The sequence below is a fragment of the Rhizobium sp. LjRoot30 genome, from assembly GCF_964253915.1.
In the GTDB taxonomy this organism is placed as follows: Bacteria; Pseudomonadota; Alphaproteobacteria; order Rhizobiales; family Rhizobiaceae; genus Metarhizobium.
Genome location: NZ_CAXUSG020000002.1, coordinates 268,229 through 283,973 on the forward strand (window position 1 = coordinate 268,229; position 15,745 = coordinate 283,973).

The window sequence follows — 15,745 nt, forward strand, 5'->3', positions numbered from 1 at the left end:
GCTGTTACTGATACTTCTTGCAAACAGGCGTATCGCGCGACGGCAGGCCGATCGAAGCGAAAACGTCTGCCGGCAGGCCGAGCGTCTGGTTGACGTTCGGCACGGTCTTGACCAGCTTGTTGATCAGGTTGCCGTCCGGGCCTTCGGCCACTTCGCTGATGAAGTTGGTGCCGATTGCCTGGCGGTTCTGGTCGAGCTTGATGTGGCCGTTCGGCGCATCGAGTTCCATCTTCGCCAGCGCGTCGCGGAAGGCCTTCTGGTCACCGGAAACGTCACCCTTCACCTGCTGCAGCGCCTTCAGCGTCGCCATGGTGGAGTTGTAATAGCCGGTCGCAAACAGCGACGGCGACGGGAAACGCTTGTCGGCCGGGAAGGCATCCTGATAGGCCTTGACGAACTTGGTCCAGGCCGGGTCGTCCGAGGTATCCGCCTGGGGACCGCCCGAAGGCGTGCCGATCAACGCGTTCTTGGCATCGCCCTTGGCGTTGAGAACCGTGCCGTCGACCATGATCGTGCCGCCGATCAGGTGGGCTTCGCCACCGGCCTGCTGGTACTGGTTCAGGAAGTTGACGGCATCGCCACCGCCGAGGCCGACATAGATGGCGTCGACATCATCCGGCAGCGAGGCGATGATCGAGGCGAAGTCCTTGGTGCCGAGCGGCACCCACTGGCGCTCGGTGATCTCGCCACCTGCCTGGCAGAAGCCGAGCGCGAAGCCGAGGAAGTTCGTGTATCCGAAGGAGTAATCCTCGGCGACCGATGCCACCTTCTTCCAGCCCTTGTCGTTGTAGACATATTCGCCAAGGCCGGCACCCCACTGCGCGCCGTCCATGTTGAAGCGAAAGAAGTTGGCGGCCGGATCGACATAGGTCGCTTCCTGGGCGCCAGACAGGCCGTTGATGATGGTGATGTTCGGGTTTTGCTTGGCGAAGTCGCGCAGCGCAATGCCTTCCGAACCGGAGAGCGGGCCGACGATCACCGTGACGCCGTCCTGCTCGACGAGCTTGCGGGCGGCACGCACGGCGCTATCCGGCGTCGTATCGGTCGAGGCGACGATATGCGTGACCTTCTTGCCGTCGATGTCGCCGACTTCCTTCAGCGCCACCTCGACCCCGCGCAGGGAATCCTCGCCGAGTACAGTATAGGTGCCTTCCAGCGTGGCGAGCACGCCGATCTTGATATCCTCGGCAAGCGCCGAGCCAGCCGAAAGCATGGCGGCAGCAGCCACCGTGGTCCACAACCACTTTTTCATTTTCGTTCCTCCCATGGCCCGTTCCTCAACGGGGGTTCTCCACCAACGGGAGGAGAGTATGGGAGAGCCGGCGGAACCCGATTTCCCGAAGTTCCCTCTTATATCTTTAAGTCTGATTTTTCGGCCGAATTTCGGCTGTTTTGCGCTATATCACGCCCCAGGCCTGGAAACGCCGGCGTCCGGTCATCTCGCGCAGGTTGAGGTCGGCGACCAGGTTGAGGGCGCCCTGCTGGGTCACCTTCAGCTCCTGCTCGATCATCGTCGACGACACCATCGGCCGCGACAGGACGAGATCGACAAGCTGCGGCAGCTTGGAATTCGACCGCCGCCCCTTCAGCCGCCGCTCCATCTGCGCCTTTGCCTGCACCAGCCGGTCGTGCTCTTTCAGGCCGAGCGTCGCCGCCTCTTCCATGGCCTGCAGCAGGGCAATCAGCCGGGTCGTGCGGTCCGGCGCGTGGCGCAGCTCGCGCGGCACGGCGCGCAGGCCGCTGTTGAGCGCGGCGAGGTGCGCGGTGACAAGCCCGGCCTGCCGCAGAAGTGCCGCCACCAGCAGGCGCCCGAGCCACGGGACATGCTGCAGCACATCGATCGTGCGCCAGGCGTCGAGCAGCAGCACACCCCGCAGCGCCGGCGGCAGATGCTGGCTGGCCTCGACCAGCCGCTGCCACTCATCCAGCCGGCCATCCTCGTCCCAGTCGAGATCGTAGGCCAGGGGATCGCGCTCACGCGGGGTCGAGTCGGGACCATCGTTGCGCAGCCGTGCCATGGTTTCGCTGGAGCGTTTCAGCACGGCGTCGATTGCGGCCAGCTCTTCGTCCAGACGGTGCTCCTCGCCATCGTCCGTCTCGTCGTCCTTCTGTTCCCGCGCGGGATCGGCTGCCGGCAACGCCGGGGCTTCCGCAGACCCGCGACCGGCCAGCTGGCGCAAACCTGCGGGCGAAAGCGCCCAGTCCGGCGGATGGGCAAAAATCTGGCGGCGGGCGCGCAGTACGGAATGGGCGCGCACGAGTTCGTGCGTCGGTGCGCGAATATCCATGTGATTGTCGTGCAACACGAGGTCTTCGAGATGCACGAGTTCGCCGTCGATCCACAGGCTCGACACGGCATCCTGGAAATGCGCCCGCTCGATCCAGCCCGGTCCGATGGGCGAGCGGGCGACGCGTTCGTCCAGCCGCGCCAGCATCGCCGTGGCGCGGGCGACCGGCGTTATCAGCCGGTCGAGCGGAATCGTGTCGAGACGATAGACCATCGGCATTTGTCTAGCATGGCCGCCTGCCCTGCGCTCTCCTGTTTTCAGAGACGCAGGCCTGCTTGTTGCAGCAAGGGCAGCACGCGGTCACAGAAGAATGGTAGTTCATGCGTGTAGTTGACGAAGGACAGGGCAATACCAGCATAACCCTGAGCCGAAATCGCCTGCATGTCCGCGACGATTTTTTCCGGCGTGCCAACCAGCGGATAGCTGCCGGCGCCGCCGGCGAAGCGCTGGCGGTAGCGGTCGTAGGCCTGCTGGTCGTGGGATTGCGAAAACTCCTTCTTGCCGGCCATGTGCGTGTCTACTGCCACATGGTCTGCCAGCGTCACGGCATAACGCCGGTAATAATCCTCCGCCTCCTGCTGTGTCTCGCGGCAGACGACATGGCAGACGGTGTAGACGCCGACATCGCGGCCCGCCGCCTCGGCGCGGCTGCGGATATCGGCCACATGGCTTCCGGATTCGGCGATCTCGGTAAAGGTCGTGAACAGGTAGTCGCAGTTCTTCGCCGCGAAATCCCGGCCCGGCCCGCCGAAGGCGGCGTTCATCGTCACCGGTCGCGGCGCCTGCAGGCTGGCAGGGCGGCTGACGGCATCCTTGAGCGTGTAGTAGGTGCCGGAAAAATCGAAGGGATCGTCGGAACTATAAGCACGTTCGACGATCTCCAACCATTCGGCTGCCTGGTCATAACCCTTTTCCACCAGCGGCACGCCGAACATGGCGAATTCCTTGGGATTCCAGCCGCAGACGATGTTGAGGCCGGCCCGACCGTGGCTGACATGATCGACCGTCGCCAGCGCCTTGGCCGCATAGAGCGGATGCACCAGCGGCACATGCACCGTCATGAACAAGCCGATGTTCTGTGTGGCGGCCGCCAGCGCCGCCGCCCAGGTGAACGTCTCGAAACTCCATTCGCGCACATGATTCTTGCCGCCGAACCCCTTCCAGCGGGCGATGGGCAGGAAAAATTCCAGGCCGGCGCGATCGGCGATCTGGGCCGCCGAGAGATTGTCGTCCCACCCGGCTTTCCAACGCTCGGGAACGTCGGTGATTGCCAGCCCCCCGTCGGCATTGGCGGAAAAGACGCCGAGTTTCAGCGCGTTGGAACCTTTCAGGGGATGCGGCTTGATCATGGAGCTTCTCATCAGCAGGAGCGGAAACGGCGGATACTGTATCCGCCGCGCCGTCTCTGACAAGAATTATTTCAGGCTTAAAATTTTGCGCTGCAACAGACGGAGCAAGGCTCAGCCAACGAAAGCCCGCTCGACGACGAAGCTGGCCGGTGCGTTGTTGGCGCCTTCAACGAGGCCAAAACCTTCCAGCATCGCCTTGCAGTCCTTCAGCATCGCCATCGAACCGCAGATCATGCCGCGGTCGGTGGCCGGATCGATCGGCGGCAGGCCGGTATCGGTGAAAAACTTGCCGCTCGGCATCAGATCGGTGATGCGGCCCATATGGCTGGACGGCTCGCGTGTCGTCGTCAGGTAGAGGCGCAGGCGGTCGGCGTATTCCCCGACCAGCGGATCGTCGGCAAGGCCGGCGGCCAGTTCGCGGGCATAGTCCAGCTCCGCCACATCCCGGCACGTCTGGATCAGCACGACTTCCTCGAATTTTTCATAGGTCTCCGGGTCGCGGATCAGGCTGGCGAAAGGCGCAAAGCCGGTGCCGGTGGAGAGCAGGTACAGGCGCTTGCCGGGCAGCAACGCATCGAGCACCAGCGTGCCCGTCGGCTTCTTGCGCATCAGCACGGTATCGCCGACCTTGATTTTCTGCAGATGCTCGGTCAGCGGCCCATCCGGCACCTTGATCGAGAAGAATTCAATCTCTTCGTCCCAGGAGGGGCTCGCAATGGAGTAGGCGCGGAATACCGGCTTTTCCGCATTCGGCAGGCCGATCATCACGAACTCGCCGGAGCGGAACCGAAAACTGGCCGGCCGCGTGATGCGGAAACGGAAAAGCCGCTCCGTATAATGCTTCACCATCGTCACCGTCTCGGCAAAGACGTTGTCGGGTATGGCATAGGTTGCGGGCTTCGGGCTTTCCAGCAATTCTCCATCGGCGGTCGTCATCGACAAAATCCTCTCGAAATGCGCGGTCAATTCATTTGTACACGAATGAAAATCTTTCTCAACATTGCATTTCCGACTTTGGTATTTTTTGTGCTCGACAGGTTTGGGGACCGCGACTAACATTCGTACACAAGGGTTACGCCTGCCGCATGAAACGGCCGGAAACGACCAGCAAAAACACGGGAACGAAGGATTATCATTATGGCAGAAGCAGCGGGCGGCAACGAAAAGGCAGGCAAGCTGGTCATCCGGCACATCGGCCTCATCCTCTCGGGAAAGATCGAGCAGCCGATCCTCGACGGCGACTGCATCATCTGCGATGACGGCAAGATTACCGCGGTCGGCTACGAAAAAGATCTCGACATCGAGGGCGCGACGACCATCGTCGATGCGATGTGGACGACGGTTTCGCCGGGCCTGATCGACAGCCACGTCCATCCTGTCGTCGGCGACTACACGCCGCGCCAGCAGCAGCTCAACTGGATCGATTCGACGCTGAACGGCGGTGTCACGACGATGATCTCGGCCGGTGAAGTCCACACGCCCGGCCGGCCGCGCGACATCGTCGGCCTCAAGGCGCATGCGATCACGGCACAGCGTTTCTACCAGAATTTCCGCCCCTCCGGCGTCAAGGTGCATGCCGGCGCCCTCGTTATCGAAAAGGGCATGGAAGAGCAGGATTTCAAGGATCTCGCCGCTGCGGGCGTCACGCTGCTCGGCGAGGTCGGCCTCGGCAGTGTCAAGGATGCGGGCGACGCCAAGAAGATGGTCGCCTGGGCGCGCAAATATGGCATCCAGAGCACGATCCACACCGGCGGCCCCTCGATTCCCGGCTCCGGCCTGATCGACAAGGATGTGGTGTTGGAAGCCGATACCGATGTCGTCGGCCACCTGAACGGAGGTCACACGGCGCTTCCCGATGACCAGATCATCTGCATCTGCGAAAGCTGTTCGCGCGGCCTCGAAATCGTCCACAACGGCAATGAGCGTGCCGCGATCCTCACCGTCAACACCGCAAGGGAACTCAAGAAGCTCGATCAGGTGATTTTGGGCACCGACGGGCCGGCCGGCTCCGGCGTGCAGCCGCTCGGCATCCTGCGGATGATCTCGCTGGTCGCCAGCTTTACCGACCTGCCGGCGGAAGTGGCCTTCTGCCTCGGTACGGGTAACACGGCTCGCCAGCGCAATCTCGATTGCGGCATCATCGAAGTCGGCCGCTCGGCGGATTTCGTCATCATGGACCGCGCCCAGCATGCGCCTGGCAAGACCATTCTCGACTCGGTCAAGCAGGGCAACCTGCCGGGCATCGGCATGACGATCATCGACGGCATCGTCCGTACCCAGCGCAGCCGCAACACGCCGCCGGCCAATGCCCTGCCCGAAATCGTCTTCGGCCGCTACGATCGCTACGAGGCGAAATGACCCAAGGCGCCTCTTGCCAAGCGCCCGGCGCTCGGCAAAAGAGGGGCCGGCGAAGCGTTTGATCATAGGGATTCGCCGTATCGGGGAGAGTGGACATCATGGACAGGCGGCAGGTCGGCGCGACCGGATTGCAGATCACGGAAATCAGCTTCGGCACGGCGCCGATTGCAGGCCTCTATCGTGAATGCACCGAGGAATCGGCGCAAGAAACCCTGGCGCTTGCCTGGGATTCCGGTATCCGCTTCTTCGATACGGCACCGTGGTATGGCACAGGCCTCGCCGAGGAACGTCTGGGACGTTTTCTGGCGTCCAAACCGCGGCAGGATTTTGCCATCTCCACCAAGGTCGGCCGGCTGCTGCGGCCGGTCGCCCGCGAGGACGCGCCGTTCTACGGCTTCGTCAATGCCAATCCCTGCGTCGTCGAATACGACTACACCGGCGACGGCATCCGCCGCAGCGTCGAAGCCAGCATGAAACGCACCGGGCTCGACCGTTTCGATATCCTCTTCGTTCACGACATCGGCGCTTACACCCACGGCGCCGAACAGAATGCCGTCTACATGGAGCAGTTCCGCAGCTCCGGCATCGCCGCGCTCAACGCGTTGCGCGACAGTGGCGTCATCAAGGGCTGGGGTCTCGGCGTCAACGAGGTCGAGGTCTGCATGGAGCTTTTGCAGGAAACCCCGATGGACTGCATCCTGCTCGCCGGCCGCTACACGCTGCTCGATCGTTCCGCCGAACGTGGCCTGCTCGACCTGTGCAAGGCGCGGGGCACATCGCTGGTCATCGGCGGCGTTTTCAATTCCGGTATCCTTGCCACGGGTCCCGTGCCCGGCGCCCATTTCGACTATGCCGAGGCAAGCGACGACATCAAGGACCGTGTGGCGCAGATGCAGAAGGCGGCAGCCGAAGCGGGTACGGATCTGGCGACGGCGGCGCTGAAATTTCCGCTGGAAAACAGCCAGGTTGCCTCCGTCCTGCTGGGATCGGCGAATACGCGGACGCTCGGCCGCAACCTCAATTCGGTAAAGCAACCCGTTCCGGCAAGCGTTTACGACGCCTGCGAGGCTTTCACCATCCGGTGAGAGTTACGGCCGCAACGCCGATTCGAGGCTGCGGAACACACGCTCGTCGGACGATTGCGCCACGTTGAAGCGCATGAAGCTGCGGGCGGTCTGCGACAGGCTGAAAGCGTTGCCGGGTGCCAGCACCACGCCATCTTCAAGGCATCGGCGCGCCAGTTCGGTCGCATCGGTTTCGCCGGGCAGCCGGCACCATAAAAACATGCCGGCGCCGGGGCGTAGCCACGGTTCGATGCCGAGGCGAGTGAGGCGTGTCGCCGTCGTGGCCCTCGCCTCTCCCAGGCGACGGCGCACTGTTTCCATATGTTTCCGATAGCTGCCATCGGTCAGCGCCAGGGCGAGAATCCCCGCAGCAAGGCGAGCGCCGCCAAAACTGGTGGCGATCTTGAGATCGGCGATCTTGTCGATCCAGTCTTCCCGCGCAGCGATGTAGCCGCAGCGGATCGCCGCCGACAGCGTCTTGGAAAAGCTGCCGATCTGGATCACCCGCGACAGGCCGTCGAAGGCTGAAAGTCGTGGCGCCGCCACCTCTTCGAAATCGGCAAAAATATCGTCCTCGACGATGATGAGATTGGCCTCTTCGGCCAGTTTCAGCAGCCGGTGCGCGGTGACCGGCGAAAGAACGGCGCCCGTAGGATTGTGAATGGCCGAATTGGTGATGTAGAGCCGTGGCTTGTGGATTTGCAGCGCGGCGGCGAAAGCATCGAGATCGGGACCGGAAGGCGTATAGGGCACGCCGACCGCCTTGGCCCGATGCGCCTTCAAAAGCGCATGGAAATTGAAATAGCAGGGATCGTCCACCAGCACGGTATCGCCGGGTTCCAGGAGCAGCCGGCAGACGAGATCGATGGCCTGCGTGCCGGATTCGGTCAGCAAGACCTGCCCGGTTTTGACCTCGACGCCGTTCGCCGCCATTCGCCGCGCGAGGATCTGGCGCAGGCTGGCATGGCCGAGTGGCGTGCCGTAATCGGCAAGTTCGGTGTTTTCAGCGCGTGAAAGGGTGCGCAGGGCGCGGCGGATGCCCGCGTCGAACATCCACGAGGCGGGCAACCAGCCGCATCCGGGTTTCAGCGCCTCCGCCTCCGCTTCCAGCGATTGCCGCGATATCCACAGAGGATCGATATCGCGTTCGCGGCGGGGAGCGATTTCGGTGAGCGCCAGCGGCGCAACCGAACCGGAAACATAAAAACCCGACCCGGGCCGCGACCGGATGACGCCTTCGGCGGCAAGCCGTTCATAAGCTTCGACCACGGTGGAGACGGAAACGCCCATTGCCTTCGACTGCGCGCGCACCGATGGCAACCGGCTGCCGGGCATCAGGCTGCGATCGACGATGCGACCCCGGATGGCCAACATCACGCTATCGATCCGGGTCGCCGCACCGCCTTCGGTCTCTTTCAACATGAAACCGTACTCCTCATCGATCCATAACAGTTTCTTCGGATTGTACTGGATCGTCTCTGGTTCTTCCAGTGCCCACGGCCGATAGTCGAAACAGAATTGCAATGGAGAATGATGAAATGGACAGAGCGACGAGCGGCTTGATCAACGGCATGGTCGGCGTGGTGATCTTTTCCGCATCGCTGCCGGCGACGCGGCTGGCGGTGGCCGGTTTCGATCCGGTGTTTTTGACCGCGGCGCGGGCGGTGATCGCCGGCATTCTTGGCCTCGGCCTGCTTGTCGCTTTTCGGGAGCGGCGGCCGGAGCGCGGGGATATCGTCTCGCTGTCGATCGTCGCGCTTGGTGTGGTTGTCGGTTTTCCGCTGTTGACGGCGTTGGCGCTGCAGCATGTCACGGCCGCCCATTCCATCGTTTTCATCGGTCTGCTGCCGCTGGCGACGGCGGTGTTCGGCATGCTGCGCGCCGGCGAATATCCGCATCCGGTCTTCTGGCTGTTTTCGGGTCTCGGCAGCGCCCTCGTCGTCGGTTTTGCCTTCTCACAGGGGATCACCGTTTCGCCTTTGGCTGACCTGTTGATGCTGGCGGCGGTGCTTGTGTGCGGCCTCGGATATGCGGAAGGCGCGCGGCTTTCCCGGCGTCTCGGCGGCTGGCAGGTGATTTCCTGGGCTTTGGTGCTCTCGTTGCCCCTGATGCTTGGCATTGCAGTTTTCGATTTGCCGCCGTCGCTGTCGCAGGTGCCGGAAAGCGCCTGGGCCGGGCTTGCCTATGTATCGCTGTTCAGCATGCTGATCGGCTTCATCTTCTGGTATCGCGGCCTGGCGCAGGGCGGCATCGCCGCCGTCGGCCAGCTGCAGCTGCTCCAGCCGTTCATGGGGCTGCTGCTGGCGGCACTGCTTTTGGGCGAGGCGATCAACGTCGCCATGCTGATCGTGACCACCGGCGTCGTCCTCTGCGTCTTCGGCGCCCGTCGATTTGCAGCGCGGCCGCGGCCGGTGTCTCCGCGTCCCACGTAAGTGGACGGCGAAGCCTTCCTTGGGATGTCGTCAGTGCCAGCCCAAGCGTGCCACACCATAGGCAGCCAGCGTGAAAAGCGGGATGGAGGCCGGCATCGAGGGAATGTCTCCCGATGAAGCTGCAACCAGATTGGTTTCATCCAGCACGGAGAACGAGGCGCCGGGCGGAACCCTCAACCCTGCGAGATCGACCGTCACGGGTTCGGCGGTGATGTTGGCGCAAAGCAGAACGGTCTCCTTGCCCTGGTGGCCGCACAGAGCCAGCACGCAGCCCGGCCGGGAGCTGCTAACCTCCCGCCAGTCCCATCCTGCCATCGATGCAAGCGCCCTGACGACGTGCGCCAGCGGTCGCAGCCCGCCCTGCGGCACAGGTTCGCCGGGACCGGCGATGAGGCCGAAGGGACCGGTTGCTGCCGAGAGCGTCAGATGCGCCAAGCCGGAATCGGTGACCGCCGCCGCATATCCCAGCGCAAAGGCTGCGCCGAAAAGGCCGTTATGGCGCGGGTCGCGATTGGCCATGGGAATGCGGTCGCCGTGCGGGTTGTCCATCGTGCGGCTGCCATAGGGATTCTGCCGCATGGCAATCGTCGAAGGGCCGATGCGGTAGGCCTTCGCGCCGTAGATCGTCCGCAAGGAACGGGTGATGAAGGGCAGCGCCTCCAGCGTTTCCATCACGCTTTGATCGTCGGCGGCATGCACGATCGGGTTGGTGGCATGCGAGACGAAGGCCAGTTGCTCCCCCGGCACGCGCTTCCGGTTGATTTCTGTGAAGTAGCTCAGCATGCCGCCGCCAAGGGCAAGCGTCGGAAAAGCTGTCTTCGCTGCCGCATAGACCTCTTCCAATGGCGGGCAATCCGGCCATTTGCTGCCCGGCGGCGTCGATTGGCGGTCGACGGAGGGGGAGACAATGATGGCATCGAGCCGCAGGCCGGCCTCGCCGATCATGGCGGCAATCTCCTGCATTTCTTCTTCGAGCGGCCTTTGGCAAGGCACGGCGATTTCCATCGTCACCGTGCCCTCGTGCGCGGCTGCAAGCGGCACGAAGGTGTCTATCGCTGCGCGTCCATGCCCGGCTGCGGGATCGAAATGGAGGAGCAGGTTCTGCACGCCGAAACTGTCGTGTGCCCGCAAGGCGGCAACCGTGTCCCTCGCCTCCTCCGGGGTCACGACGAGGCCGATGGCCGGCAGTTCGCCGTCCTGTTCACCCCATTGCAGCGTTACGGGGTTTACAGACGAAAGCAGCACGGCGGCATCGGGCTCTTCGTCGCGGATGGCCAATGTGATCGTTTGCGAAACGGTTTCTCCCGCCCTGATCATATAGGGCCAGGGCAGCGCCAGCGGCCGGACATAAGTCTTGTAGGAGGCATCCGACCAGTTGCGCTGGTCTTCCATCTCGAATGTGTCGCCCTCCATGCGGCATTCGGCGGTGATGCCGGGCATGACGGTGTGGGTGATTGCCCGCATGTCCTTGAACGGCTGCCAGGGTTCGATCAAGTCGGGCATCCGTGTCGCCTCGGTCCTGCCATCGACATGTTCGATCGACACATTCGTTCCGGCAAGGCCGCCGATGGGATGCAGAATGCAGAAGCCACAGCGGTTGGTTTCAAAGCCGGTGGGCGTTGCGGCCGCTGCCGCGAACACCAGCATGCCGTCGGCCGTGCCCGTAATCGTCGCGGCGATGCTGAGTTGCGTCCCATCCGGCCCATCGCAACGTGTGCCGTAGCGCACGGTGAACTGCGTGTCGGTCTCCTCGACCGTCAGGTCGAAAAGGGCCGGATCATAGGTGCCCCAATCACGGTCGCGGACCAGAAAGGATATGGCGCGCAAAACATCGATACCCTTGTAGCGGATGTCGCGCAGGTTGCCGCCGACCAGTTTTGCCGTCAGCCAGCCGGCCTTCAATTCCGTCGGCGCCGGTTCGGTTCTGGTCGTGCCGTAGAGGAGGAAAGCGCGGTCGGCCGATGTCGTCATGCAAGCAGGGCTCCGATTTCGACCGGCTTGCCGGTGGCAGCGCTTTCATAAGCCGCCTCGACAAGCGCGAAGGTCTTCAGGTTGTCGTCGCCGGAGGTGGATGTCTCTTTTCCGGCCGCGAGCCGTTCGGCCCAATGCTGCTGGATAGCATAAACGCTTTCCTGAATGTTGTGCCAGGGGCGCGAGGCCCAGGACAGCAAGGTAGGCGATGCATCGACGATTTCCGTACCCTTGCCATTGGTGATTTCGAGCCGGTAGCCCTGACTGAGACGGATCGTGCCTTCCGTGCCATCCAGTTCGATCAAGGTTTCCGGGAAGGGTTCGACACCCAGCTTCGTCGCGTAGCTGACATCGACGATGGATGTGGCGCCACTCTCGTGGTCCAGCAGGATCGTGGCGACGTCCTCGCCCTTGATCTTCGGATTGACGCGTTTCGTCCGCGCCGTCAGCGAAGAGACATCCCCGAGGATGAAGCGGGCGATATCCAGCGTGTGGATGCCGAGATCCTCGATGATGAAACGCGATCCCTCCGCCAAGTATGGCTGGGCAGCAAAAACGTCGAAGCCGGAGCGGAACGAAAAGCGGCCCCAGAACGGCGTGCCGATGGCGCCGGAATCGAGCGCCTTGCGTACTGCCTGGATCGGCGTCTGCCAGCGAAAGTTCTCGTGCACCATCAACGGCACGCCGGCATCGCGGCAGGCTTTCACCATCGCCTTGGCATCGGCAAGCGTCGGCGCGAATGGTTTCTGGCAGATCGCCGGAACCCTGTGGGCGGCTGCCATTTCGACCAGCGGACGATGGCTCTGCACCGTGGTGGCGATATCGACAAAGTCGAAACCGCCATCGGCAAACATCTGCGCCGCATCGCTGTAACGGCGCTCGATGCCGAACTGGTCGCCGACAATCTTCAACCGCTCGGGATCGCGGTCGCAGATGGCGACGATCCCGGCGCCGGCAACATCCCTCCAGCCAAACATCTGGTTGACGGCGAAAAAGCCGCAGCCGATCAGGGCGCCACGAAGCTCGCTCATATGCCTTATCCCTGCTTTGCCATCTGCATCAGCGTGACGCGGGCCTGCATCTTGCGCTGCGCCTGGTCGACGACGACGGCGATGATGATGACCAGACCCTTGATAACCATCTGCCAGAAAGATGACACGCCCATCATGACAAGACCATCGGAGAGGATGCCGATGACGAAGGCACCGACGATGGTGCCGCCAATCGTGCCGCGTCCGCCGGACATCGAAGTGCCGCCGAGAACGGCTGCGGCGATGGCGTTGAGTTCGAGGTTGGTGCCGGTCGCCGGGTGCGAGGCCATCAGTTCCGACGAGACGATCAGCCCCACCAGCGCGGCGCAGAAGCCGGAGAACATGTAGACGAACATTTTGACCCGGCTGACGCGGATGCCGGACATGCGGGCAGCGCGCTCATTGCCGCCGACGGCAAAGATATGACGGCCGAGCGGCACGAAGCGGGCGAAATAGGCCGCACCGAGCGCCACGACAACCAGCATCCACACCGAGACGGGCAGGCCGATAATGGTGCCGGAGCCGAAATAGGAAAAACCCTGATTGCCGAGGTCTTCGCGGCCGACGAGGTTCGGCAACGTCTGGCCGTCCGAATAGAGCAGAGCGGCGCCGCGGGCGACATACAGCGTGCCGAGCGTGGCGATGAACGGCGCGACGTTGAGCCGCGTGATCAGCAACCCGTTTATGGCACCGATCAGCACGCCGACGACGGCGACGATGACGGCCACTTCGAGGATGTTGAAATAGACCGTGTAACCGATCGGCAGGTCGATGCCGTAGATGATCAGGCCGCCGGCGATCATGCCGCACAGGCCGACGATCGAGCCGACCGAGAGGTCGATGCCGCCGGTGATGATCACGAAGGTCATGCCGATCGCCAGGAAGGCGTTCTGCGTCGCATGCTTCGACATCAGGATCATGTTCGCTGTCGACAGGAAGTTCGGCGCGAAGATCGAGAAGAAGATGATGACGGCGAAAAGGGCGATGAAGGTGCGAAGCTTCATCAGCGTCAGCAGCAATGAACCGCTATTGGCCGATCCGGCGGCAGTTTGGGTGGCTGTCGTCATCACGCATGCATCCTTTTTGTCGTGTGTCCCTCTGCGGAGGCTTTAACGATTGCCTCTTCGGTCGCCTGGTTGCGGTCTATGACCATGACCAGCCGGCCGTTGCTCATCACCGCGATGCGATCGGAAAGTGCCATGACCTCTTCGAGGTCGGAGGTGGAAAAGAGAATGGCCAGCCCTTCGCTCGCCAGCCGGCGCATGGTGCGGAAGACGTCCGCCTTGGCGCCGACGTCGATGCCGCGCGAAGGCTCGTCCATCAAGAGCACCTTCGGGCCGGTCATCAGCGCCTTGCCGATCACCACCTTCTGCTGGTTGCCGCCGGACATGGACGTGACCTCGAAATCCGGATTGCGCGCCTTGATCGACAGGCTGCGGATGGCATCGCCAACCGCCTGCTTCTCCTTGCCGGTGATGATGTGGAAGCCAAAGCGGAGAAACTGGCCAAGGCTTGCGAGAGACAGGTTTTCGGCAATCGACAGGCACTGCACCAGCCCTTCGCGTTGCCGGTCCTCGGGGATCAGCGCGATGCCGCGCTCGATGCGGCCGGTGGTGTCGCGCTCCAGAAGCTCCTGGCCGTCGATAAACACCTTGCCGGTGTCGTGCTCATGCCGGCCCATGATGCATTCGAAAAGCTCGCTGCGCCCGGCACCCATCAGGCCATAGATGCCGAGGATTTCGCCCTTGCGGACGGACAGCGAGACGTGGTCGACGGCATAGCCGCCCTGCGAGCGCGGCAGCGTGATATTGTCGAGCCGGATTACTTCGTCGCCGAGTTCGTGATCGACTTCCTTGGCGAAATCCTTGGCGTCGGAGCCGATCATCGAGCGGACGATCCAGCGGGTATCGATGTCCTTGACCAGTGCGTGGCCGGTGATCTGGCCGTCTTTCAGCACCGTGATGTAGTCGCCGATGCGCATCAGCTCTTCCAGCCGGTGCGAAATGTAGACGATCGCCACGCCTTGCGCCTTCAGTTCGGCAATGACACGGAACAGCACATCGACTTCAGCTGCACTCAAGGCCGAGGTCGGTTCGTCCATGATCAGGATGCGGGTGTTCAGCGACACGGCCCTGGCGATCTCGACCAGCTGCTGCTGGCCGATCGGCAGGTCTTCGGTCAGCGTTTCGGCGGAAATGCCGGACTCCAGCCGGTCGAGGAAGGCGTTTGCCTTTTCTACCTGTGCCTTGTGATCGATTCCGAGCACGCCGCGGGTGATTTCGCGGGTGGCAAAGATGTTTTCGGCCACCGTCATGTTGCCGAAGAGATTAAGTTCCTGGAAGACGATGCCGATCCCGTGGCGCACCGCATCCGCGGGAGATGAAAGGTGAATGCGTTCGCCCTCCATCCAGATCTCGCCGATGGTCGGTTGCTCGACGCCGGCGATGATGCGCATCATCGTCGACTTGCCGGCGCCGTTTTCGCCGACGAGTACGTTGACCGCGCCGCGGCGCAGCTTGAGATTTGCTTTCTTCAAGGCCACGATGCCGGAATAGGCCTTGGTGATATCCTTCAGCTCGAGGATCACATCGCCGTCGTCGATCTCCGTCATTGCCTCAGCCTCCGATGGTGATCGTGGCGGGAACCAGCTGCGGCAGCTGGCCCGAGGTGGGGAGCGGATAGGCGCCAAGCGCCTGCACCTTCTTGCCCGTCAGGCCTTCGCGCGGTAGCTTGGAAAGGACCGTGTCATTGACGCGGGTATTGAACGACTTGCCGAACTCCGCCCACTCGATCTGGTTCTTGAAGGAATTGAAGTCGATGAAATCCAGGCTGTCGCGCAGCGCCGTGCCACGGATCGCCGGGCCGATGGACACGCGCACATCCGCCTTGGCATCGCCATCGACGTCGACATCGACATAGGCGGCACGCGACTTGGTTTCTTCCGCGACGACCACGCCATCCACCTTGGCTATGAAGGTCCAGGGTGCGTTGCCCTGCTTGGCCTTGTAGCCGTATTTCTGACCAGCGCCATCAACGTCGGTCGCGGCCAGCGTCAGCACCTCCTTGAGGGGCGCGCCGCGTGTTTCGAGATAAGGAACGACCTTGGAATCCCAGAGATCGGCCACCGCCTTGTCTGGATCGAAGGCATTGGCCGCAGCATTCTTGGCTTGGTCGGCCGTCTTGACAAATTTGCAGCCCGGCAACGCAAAGGCGGTTGCGAGCAGGATCATGGCGACAGCCCTGATGTGCATG

13 protein-coding genes are annotated in these 15,745 nt (G+C 62.9%); 3 read left to right on the plus strand and 10 right to left on the minus strand.

The genetic code is table 11. The annotated features are described in order from the left end of the window. Positions 1-4: 4 nt before the first annotated feature. The 4 genes from ACSQ3I_RS05245 to ACSQ3I_RS05260 form a co-directional block, all read right to left on the minus strand. Positions 5-1,252: an ABC transporter substrate-binding protein gene (locus ACSQ3I_RS05245; protein WP_435996717.1), complete on the minus strand. Its 1,248-nt coding sequence runs from the start codon at positions 1,250-1,252 to the stop codon at positions 5-7. 145 nt (positions 1,253-1,397) lie between these two features. After that, positions 1,398-2,507, minus strand: coding sequence for an RHE_PE00001 family protein (locus ACSQ3I_RS05250; protein ID WP_435996719.1), 1,110 nt, complete (start codon positions 2,505-2,507; stop codon positions 1,398-1,400). Between the two features lie 38 nt (positions 2,508-2,545). Further along, complete coding sequence (locus ACSQ3I_RS05255) at positions 2,546-3,637, minus strand: LLM class flavin-dependent oxidoreductase (RefSeq protein ID WP_435996721.1); 1,092 nt, start codon at positions 3,635-3,637, stop codon at positions 2,546-2,548. Between the two features lie 111 nt (positions 3,638-3,748). Further along, on the minus strand, positions 3,749-4,573 hold the full coding sequence (locus ACSQ3I_RS05260; protein WP_435996723.1) for a ferredoxin--NADP reductase: 825 nt from the start codon (positions 4,571-4,573) through the stop codon (positions 3,749-3,751). 201 nt (positions 4,574-4,774) lie between these two features. On the opposite strand from ACSQ3I_RS05260, the gene ACSQ3I_RS05265 reads away from it, so the two are divergent. Together ACSQ3I_RS05265 and ACSQ3I_RS05270 are read left to right on the plus strand one after the other, a co-directional pair. After that, positions 4,775-5,995, plus strand: a complete 1,221-nt coding sequence (locus ACSQ3I_RS05265) for an amidohydrolase family protein (protein ID WP_435996725.1) — start codon at positions 4,775-4,777, stop codon at positions 5,993-5,995. 98 nt (positions 5,996-6,093) lie between these two features. Next, positions 6,094-7,080, plus strand: coding sequence for an aldo/keto reductase (locus ACSQ3I_RS05270; protein WP_435996727.1), 987 nt, complete (start codon positions 6,094-6,096; stop codon positions 7,078-7,080). Between the two features lie 3 nt (positions 7,081-7,083). On the opposite strand, the gene ACSQ3I_RS05275 is transcribed toward ACSQ3I_RS05270, so the two are convergent. Beyond that, positions 7,084-8,481, minus strand: coding sequence for a PLP-dependent aminotransferase family protein (locus ACSQ3I_RS05275; protein ID WP_435996728.1), 1,398 nt, complete (start codon positions 8,479-8,481; stop codon positions 7,084-7,086). A gap of 116 nt (positions 8,482-8,597) precedes the next feature. On the opposite strand from ACSQ3I_RS05275, the gene ACSQ3I_RS05280 reads away from it, so the two are divergent. Beyond that, complete coding sequence (locus tag ACSQ3I_RS05280) at positions 8,598-9,491, plus strand: DMT family transporter (RefSeq protein WP_435996729.1); 894 nt, start codon at positions 8,598-8,600, stop codon at positions 9,489-9,491. 30 nt (positions 9,492-9,521) lie between these two features. Here ACSQ3I_RS05280 and apnL read toward each other — a convergent pair whose 3' ends face one another. The 5 genes from apnL to ACSQ3I_RS05305 are packed head-to-tail and all read right to left on the minus strand — an operon-like array spanning position 9,522 to position 15,744. Beyond that, positions 9,522-11,462 (minus strand): D-apionate lactonase, encoded by a 1,941-nt coding sequence (apnL, locus tag ACSQ3I_RS05285; RefSeq protein ID WP_435996731.1) that lies wholly within the window; start codon positions 11,460-11,462, stop codon positions 9,522-9,524. Continuing rightward, a complete protein-coding gene (locus ACSQ3I_RS05290) occupies positions 11,459-12,493 on the minus strand; it encodes a Gfo/Idh/MocA family protein (RefSeq protein ID WP_435996733.1) in 1,035 nt (344 codons plus the stop codon). The genes apnL and ACSQ3I_RS05290 overlap by 4 nt, the downstream gene beginning before the upstream one ends. Before the next feature lie 5 nt (positions 12,494-12,498). Continuing rightward, on the minus strand, positions 12,499-13,560 hold the full coding sequence (locus ACSQ3I_RS05295; RefSeq protein WP_435996735.1) for an ABC transporter permease: 1,062 nt from the start codon (positions 13,558-13,560) through the stop codon (positions 12,499-12,501). Then, positions 13,560-15,104 carry a sugar ABC transporter ATP-binding protein gene (locus ACSQ3I_RS05300; protein WP_435996737.1) on the minus strand — a complete coding sequence of 515 codons (1,545 nt, stop codon included), beginning with the start codon at positions 15,102-15,104 and terminating at the stop codon, positions 13,560-13,562. The genes ACSQ3I_RS05295 and ACSQ3I_RS05300 overlap by 1 nt, the downstream gene beginning before the upstream one ends. A 4-nt stretch (positions 15,105-15,108) precedes the next feature. After that, positions 15,109-15,744, minus strand: coding sequence for a DUF2291 family protein (locus tag ACSQ3I_RS05305; protein ID WP_435996739.1), 636 nt, complete (start codon positions 15,742-15,744; stop codon positions 15,109-15,111). Position 15,745 lies beyond the last annotated feature (1 nt).